7 protein-coding genes are annotated in these 6276 nt (G+C 69.1%); 3 read left to right on the top strand and 4 right to left on the bottom strand.

The genetic code is table 11. From position 1 onward, the window contains the following. On the bottom strand, positions 1 to 890 hold an 890-nt coding region (locus ACLP25_RS04205), incomplete at its 3' end, for an aldehyde dehydrogenase family protein (protein WP_442467974.1). Positions 891 to 1099: 209 nt separating this feature from the next. On the opposite strand from ACLP25_RS04205, the gene cobT reads away from it, so the two are divergent. Next, positions 1100 to 3046 carry a cobaltochelatase subunit CobT gene (cobT, locus tag ACLP25_RS04200; protein ID WP_442467973.1) on the top strand — a complete coding sequence of 649 codons (1947 nt, stop codon included), beginning with the start codon at positions 1100 to 1102 and terminating at the stop codon, positions 3044 to 3046. A 58-nt stretch (positions 3047 to 3104) separates the two neighbouring features. On the opposite strand, the gene ACLP25_RS04195 is transcribed toward cobT, so the two are convergent. The 3 genes from ACLP25_RS04195 to ACLP25_RS04185 all read right to left on the bottom strand — a co-directional run bounded on the left by ACLP25_RS04195 (position 3105) and on the right by ACLP25_RS04185 (position 4582). Next, the gene (locus ACLP25_RS04195) at positions 3105 to 3548 is read right to left on the bottom strand and encodes a hypothetical protein (protein ID WP_442467972.1); all 444 of its coding nucleotides are present in this window, start codon (positions 3546 to 3548) and stop codon (positions 3105 to 3107) included. A gap of 115 nt (positions 3549 to 3663) precedes the next feature. Then, positions 3664 to 4089 (bottom strand): GlcG/HbpS family heme-binding protein, encoded by a 426-nt coding sequence (locus ACLP25_RS04190; RefSeq protein WP_442467971.1) that lies wholly within the window; start codon positions 4087 to 4089, stop codon positions 3664 to 3666. Between the two features lie 103 nt (positions 4090 to 4192). Beyond that, entirely contained in the window at positions 4193 to 4582 is a 390-nt protein-coding gene (locus ACLP25_RS04185; RefSeq protein ID WP_442467970.1) for a YidH family protein, read from the bottom strand. 212 nt (positions 4583 to 4794) lie between these two features. Here ACLP25_RS04185 and ACLP25_RS04180 point away from each other — a divergent pair, with 212 nt between their 5' ends. Both ACLP25_RS04180 and ACLP25_RS04175 read left to right on the top strand, forming a co-directional pair. Then, positions 4795 to 5664: an isocitrate lyase/PEP mutase family protein gene (locus tag ACLP25_RS04180; protein ID WP_442467969.1), complete on the top strand. Its 870-nt coding sequence runs from the start codon at positions 4795 to 4797 to the stop codon at positions 5662 to 5664. Positions 5665 to 5796: 132 nt separating this feature from the next. After that, positions 5797 to 6237 carry a DUF29 domain-containing protein gene (locus tag ACLP25_RS04175; RefSeq protein ID WP_442467968.1) on the top strand — a complete coding sequence of 147 codons (441 nt, stop codon included), beginning with the start codon at positions 5797 to 5799 and terminating at the stop codon, positions 6235 to 6237. Positions 6238 to 6276: the final 39 nt, after the last annotated feature.

The following is a 6276-nucleotide window of genomic DNA, read 5'->3' as shown; positions in this document are numbered from 1 at the left end:
GAGGTGAAGTCGGGGCCGTTGATGTCCGGGTAGCGTTTGGCGAACAGGCGCTTGCAACGGTCCACGAACTCCGGCTCCTTGCCTCGCGGCAGGAAGACATAATCGACCGCAAGACAGGTCTGGCCGGCGTTGAAGCACTTGGCCCACAGGATGCGCTCTGCCGCCGTCTTGATCGGAAAGTCGGGGGCGACGATCGCCGGGGATTTGCCGCCGAGCTCGAGCGTCACGGGGGTGAGGTTGCGGGCCGCGTTGGCCATCACCGCCCGCCCGGTCGCGCCCGACCCGGTGAAGATCAGGTGGTCGAACGGCAACGAGGAGAAGGCGGGCCCGCGGCCGCCGCCGTCGTCGAAAAAGGCGAGTTTGTCCTCCGGAAAATATTTCGGCGACAGCTCGATCAGGAGCTCCGCCAGACGCCGCGAATTCTCCGACATCTTCACCATCGCCCGGTTGCCTGCGGCGAAAATGCTGATCAGCGGCCCGAAGCTCAGCATCAGCGGATAGTTCCACGGCACGATCACGCCGACGACGCCGAGCGGCTGCGGAATGAGGCGGTTCCGCGCGCCCGCGAAGGTCAAGAGGTCGACCGCGCGGCGCTGAGGCCGCATCCAGTCCTTCAGGCGCCTGGCCGCGTCGTGCGCGGAGTCGATCACGTAAAAGATTTCAGCGAATTTCGTCTCGAACGCGCTGCGATTGCCGTAGTCGGCGTTGATCGCGGCGGTGATCGCGGCCTGGTTTTCCTTGACCAGCCGGGCGAGCCCCTTCAGGTCGGCGATGCGCTCGGCGTCGGTCGGCTCCGGCGCCTTCCGATAGGCGGCGCGCTGGGCGTCGAAGCATGTCTGGAACTCGGCCGGGATGGCGACATCGGCGGGAGGAAAAGCGGGCGCGTTCATGGGCTTTGCCTTCTTCGTGGGCGCAGCGCCGCGCCGCCCGGGACGGGCGATCGGGCGCGCCAGAACCCAAATTTAAGACGTGAGTCGACGCCGTCAATGCGGCGCCGAGCATTCGCGGCCGCTATTCCAATTCTTGCGGCGCAACAGGAGCGGGGCCTATAGAGTTGTTCAACCTGCCGCCTCCCGTGGCGCCCCTCACGAAGGTCTCCATGTCGACCGTCGACGTCAAGCCCAGCAACCGCAAGCCCGGGGCCAAGCCCGAGGCGGCGAGCGAGCCGTTCAAGCGGGCGGTCGCATCCTGCACCCGGGCGCTCGCCCGGCACCCCGAGCTTGAAGTCACCTTCTCCGCCGACAAGCCGGCGCTGCTCACCGGCCCCGAGGGCGCCAAGGCGCGGCTGCCCGAGCCGCCGCGCAGGGCCACTCCGCGCGAGGCGGCGACCTTGCGCGGGGTCGCCGATTCCTTCGCCCTCCGGGTCGCCTGCCACAACGAGACCGTCCATCGCCGGCTCGCGCCGCAGAATCCCCCGGCGCGCGCGCTGTTCGACGCGGTTGAGCAGGCGCGCGTCGAGGCGATCGGCGCCCGGCGCATGGAGGGCGTGGCGGCGAACCTGACCGCCATGCTCGACGACCGCTATCACAAGAGCCCCTTCGCCGAGGCGCGCAACCGCGACGAGGCGCCGCTCGAGGAGGCGGTGGCGATGATGGCGCGCGAGCGCCTGACGGGCCTCAGGCCGCCCGCGGGGGCCGAGCGGCTGACCGACCTGTGGCGCGGCTTCGTGGAGGAAAAGGCCGGGGCCGACCTCGACAAGCTCGGCAACGCCATCCTGGACCAGCGCGCCTACGCGAGGCTCATGCAGAAGCTGCTGACGTCGCTCGGCCTGACCAACGATGCGGAGGCTGAGCCCGACGAGCAGCCGGACGAACAGGAAAACCCGCCGCCAGAGGAGCCCGAAGACGCGCAAGGCGAGGGCGAGGAGAGCCAGTCGCAGGACTCGATGCAGCGCGAGGCGGCCGACGACACGACCGACGACGCCGACGAAGGGACCATGGACACGGTCGAGGCGCCGTCGTCGGAACTCGACGACGAGGGCGAGGCAGGCGACGCGGAGGAGGCCGCCGAGAACCGCCCACAGCAGCCACAGTCGCAGGAGCGCCGGACCACGGAATACAAGGCCTACACGACCAAGTTCGACGAGGTCGTCGAGGCCGACGAACTTTGCGACCCCGACGAACTGCAACGCCTGCGCGAATATCTCGACAAGCAGTTGCTGAACCTGTCGTCGGTCGTGGCGCGGCTCGCCAACCGGTTGCAGCGCCGCCTGATGGCGCAGCAGAATCGCTCCTGGGACTTCGACCTCGAAGAGGGCACGCTCGACTCCGCGCGCCTGACGCGCGTCATCATCGATCCCCAGCAGCCTCTGTCCTTCAAGCAGGAGAAGGACATGGAGTTCCGCGACACAGTGGTGTCGCTGCTCATCGACAATTCCGGCTCGATGCGGGGGCGGCCGATCACGGTGGCCGCCACCTGCGCCGACATTCTCGCCCGCACGCTCGAACGTTGCGGGGTCAAGGTCGAGATCCTCGGCTTCACCACCCGCGCCTGGAAGGGCGGGCAGTCGCGCGAGGCCTGGCTGCAGGCCGGCAAGCCGCCGAACCCCGGCCGGCTCAACGACCTGCGCCACCTGGTCTACAAGTCCGCCGACGCGCCCTGGCGGCGGGCGCGGAAAAACCTCGGCCTCATGATGCGCGAGGGCCTGCTCAAGGAGAACATCGACGGCGAGGCGTTAGCGTGGGCGCACGAGCGGTTGCTCGGGCGGCCGGAGCAGCGCAAGATCCTGATGATGATCTCGGACGGCGCGCCGGTCGACGATTCGACCCTCTCGGTCAATCCCGGCAACTATCTCGAGCGGCATCTGCGGTACGTGATCGAGGAGATCGAGACCCGCTCGCCGGTGGAGCTCATCGCCATCGGCATCGGCCACGACGTGACGCGCTACGACCGTCGCGCGGTCACGATCGTCGACGCCGAGGAACTCGGCGGCGCGATGACGGAGAAGCTTGCGGAACTGTTCGACGAGAAGGCCGCGCCGGCCAAGCCCGTCCGGACCGCGCCCTCGCGGCGCAAGGCGGGGTTCGGCCTCAGCGTCACGCCCTGACGCCGCAAGGCTCCGCCGCGCCTTTCCGAGCGCGGTCGCTCGGCCGGCTGAGGCGACGTCAGGGCGGAAACCGCGTCCAGTCGGGATAATCCTCGATCGAGGCGTCGGCGTCGATCCGGATGGGCCGCTCGGACGGCGGCGCGCCGGGCTCCTCGGCGCGCATCCGGCCCTTCCGGTCGACGACTCCGACCTTTCCGGCCGGGATGGCGACCATCCGGCCGTCCGTCCCGGCGAGACCCGCGGCGTCGCTCGGGATATCGACCATGCGGCCGTCGCGCCCCTGCATACCCGTCGACCCGGCCGGGATGGGAACCATCCGTCCGTCGGACCCTTCGAGCCCGATTGAGCCCGACGGAATCGCGACCATGCGTCCGTCGCGTCCCTGCAAGCCGAAGGCGCCGGCGGGAACGGCGACGATCCGCCCGTCCCGACCTTCCATTCCGACCGCCCCGTCCGGGATCATGACCCTGTAGCCGTCGCGTCCCACCAGTTCGACCGGCATCGTCGATCTCCTCGATCAGCAGAGCTCCCCGCCCCGCATTATCCGGCGGCCGAACGGCGCGCGCAATCCCACATGGCGCAGCGTCCTTTGGCAGGGACGCGGACGGCGCCGTCGCCTATTGCGCCTCGGCGCCGATCGCCGCGAGCGCGGCCCGCGCGCACTCCATGTCCTGCGTGTAGTGGCCGCCGCTGACGCCGATTGCGCCGATCACCTCGCCCATGATCACAATCGGGAAGCCGCCGCCGAACACGATGAGGCGCGGCGTGTGGGTGATGCCGTGTAGGAGCGGCGGGTCGTCCTTGATGAAGTCGAACCACGCGTGCGTCGCCATCGAGAACGAGGCGGCGGTGTAGGCCTTGTCCTGGGAAATCTGGATCGAGAGCTTGGGCGCGCCGTCCATGCGATGGAACGCCTTCAGGTCTCCGCTCTCGTCCGAGACGGCGATGCACATGCGCAGATTGAGTTCCACAGCTTTGTTCGCAGCCGCCGAAACGGCTTTCTCCGCCATCTCGGCGTCGATGCTGTGCTTGACGATGGTCATGGGGCTCCTCCGTCGGATCACGTTCAGCAGCGTCCGGTTCTTCGGACGCGCACGCGCCGGCAGCATGACGCCAGCGCTCAACAGCGTCAACGCGCCGCGGCGCTCAACTCGCAAACGCCATCAGTCCGCCCAGTGCGGCCACGACCAGCGCCAGAACGGCCGAAAGGATAACTTCCGCGCCCGCGCCCGCGCGAGGGTGGACTTCCGGATCGGCCAGGAGGCGCTCGGTCCGCACAAATCGGAAGGCCGCTACGACAAGCACAGCGATCCCCGCGACGATCAGGGACAGGCCTTCGTAGTGGGTCGACGGTCCCGCCAGCCGTTCGAGCTGGAGCCGACGCGCCGGATCGAGGGCGGCCGTGTTCGCCAGCGAGAGCAGGAAGAGATTGAACCACTCGATGACGAACCCGAAGGCGATGACCGCAACGCCCGTCCGCACCCAGGCGAGGAACGTGCGCTCATTCGCGGCGTGGTCGGAATAGCCCTCGATCATGAGAGTCTCCTTTCGGTCGGTCGGCGCGGCGGCCGCGATCGCGCTCGGAGCGCCGCCCATCTTGCGTGACCTCTCGCCGACTGGAAAGCCTGCGCGGGACCGAGGCTTGCGGGCTGCCGGGGCGCCGGCGGGATGCTAAGCTCCAGGCCAGGGCGCGCCCAAACCCGGCGCCGGCCGAACGCGCGGACGCCGATGAAGACAGGGTGATCGTCATGTCGAATCTTCGAGACATCCTCAATGCGCGCCCCAAGGACCGCGTGATCGCCGCCCCCGGCGTCTTCGACATGGTGTCGCTGCGCATGGCGGCGCGGACGGGCTTCGAGGCGCTCTACATGACGGGCTACGGGACCGTCGCCTCGCATCTCGGTCTGCCGGACGCGGGGCTCGCCAGTTATTCCGACATGGTTGCGCGCGTCGAGGCGATGGCGCGGATGGCGGGCGCGCCGCTGATCGCCGACGGCGACACGGGCTACGGGGGCCTCCTCAACGTGCGCCATGCCGTGCAGGGCTACGAGCGGGCCGGCGCCGCCGCGATCCAGCTCGAGGACCAGGAGTTCCCCAAGAAATGCGGGCATACCCAGGGCCGGCGGGTGATCGCCGCCGAGGACATGGCTCGCAAGATCCGCGTCGCGGCCGAGGCCCGGACAAGCCCGGATTTCCTGATCGTGGCCCGCACCGACGCGCGCTCCTCGCTCGGGCTCGCCGAGGCGATCCGGCGCGCGCGGCTCTACGCGGAGGCGGGGGCGGACGTCCTGTTCGTCGAGTCGCCGGAGAGCGAGGACGAGATGGCGGCGATCGGCCGCGAACTCGGCGATACGCCGCTCCTCGCCAACATGGTCGAGGGCGGCCGCACGCCGATGCTCACCAACGCCCGCCTCGCCGAGCTTGGCTACGCGATCGCCATCTACCCCGTCGCCGGGCTCCTCGCCGCAGCGGCGGCGCTGGAGACGGTCTACAAACGGATCCGCGACACAGGCTCCTCGCTCGGCGCCAAAACCCCGCTCTATCCGTTCGCCGAGATGAACCGGCTGATGGGCTTCGAGGACGTGTGGCGGTTCGATGCGGAACATGCGGAGATGTGAGCGCCGGTCGGCGCGTCGGGCCATCGTCCTCGTGAGGAGCCCGAAGGGCGACGTGGCGATCCCGAGATGAAGGGCGGGCAGCCGCCACGCGTCCAATCGACAGCCCCGGTCCGCGGGAGTAGGCTCACGCCCATGCCGACGCGACGGTCCCTGCACGACAGCGATTTTTACGCCTGGAGCCTCGAACAGGCGGCGCTGCTGCGCGCCGGGCGCGTGGCGGAAGCCGACCTCGCCGCGATCGCCGAGGAAATCGAGAGCATGGGCAAGACCGAGAAGCGCGAACTCGTCAGCCGCCTCACGGTGCTCCTGCTGCACTTGCTCAAATGGCCGTATCAACCGGCTGGCCGCGGCAATTCCTGGCGGCTGTCGATCGCCAACGCGCGCGACGAGATTTCTGACCTCATCGACGACAACCCGAGCCTGAAGGCTGTCCTCGACGACGTCATGGCCTCCGCCTACCGCTACGCCCGCCGCAAGGCGGCGATCGAGACGGATTCGGCGGAGAACGATTTCCCGGCTCGCTGCCCGTGGGGTGTTGCTGAGGCGACGGATGAGAGGTTCTGGCCGGAGTAAGGGACGAGCCGGATCGATCAGCGGCGAGAAAAACGCGGC

It is taken from the genome of Roseiarcus sp. (assembly GCF_052145395.1).
In the GTDB taxonomy this organism is placed as follows: Bacteria; Pseudomonadota; Alphaproteobacteria; order Rhizobiales; family Beijerinckiaceae; genus Roseiarcus.
The sequence above is the reverse complement of the archived record's forward strand: the minus strand, read 5'-3'. Positions and strand labels throughout refer to the sequence as shown.

Bases quoted from the DNA above. Each gene is read 5' to 3' on its own strand.
- cobT (WP_442467973.1), top strand. From the start codon at position 1,100: ATGTCGACCGTCGACGTCAAGCCCAGCAACCGCAAGCCCGGGGCCAAG.
- ACLP25_RS04195 (WP_442467972.1), bottom strand. From the start codon at position 3,548: ATGCCGGTCGAACTGGTGGGACGCGACGGCTACAGGGTCATGATCCCG.
- ACLP25_RS04190 (WP_442467971.1), bottom strand. From the start codon at position 4,089: ATGACCATCGTCAAGCACAGCATCGACGCCGAGATGGCGGAGAAAGCC.
- ACLP25_RS04185 (WP_442467970.1), bottom strand. From the start codon at position 4,582: ATGATCGAGGGCTATTCCGACCACGCCGCGAATGAGCGCACGTTCCTC.
- ACLP25_RS04180 (WP_442467969.1), top strand. From the start codon at position 4,795: ATGTCGAATCTTCGAGACATCCTCAATGCGCGCCCCAAGGACCGCGTG.
- ACLP25_RS04175 (WP_442467968.1), top strand. From the start codon at position 5,797: ATGCCGACGCGACGGTCCCTGCACGACAGCGATTTTTACGCCTGGAGC.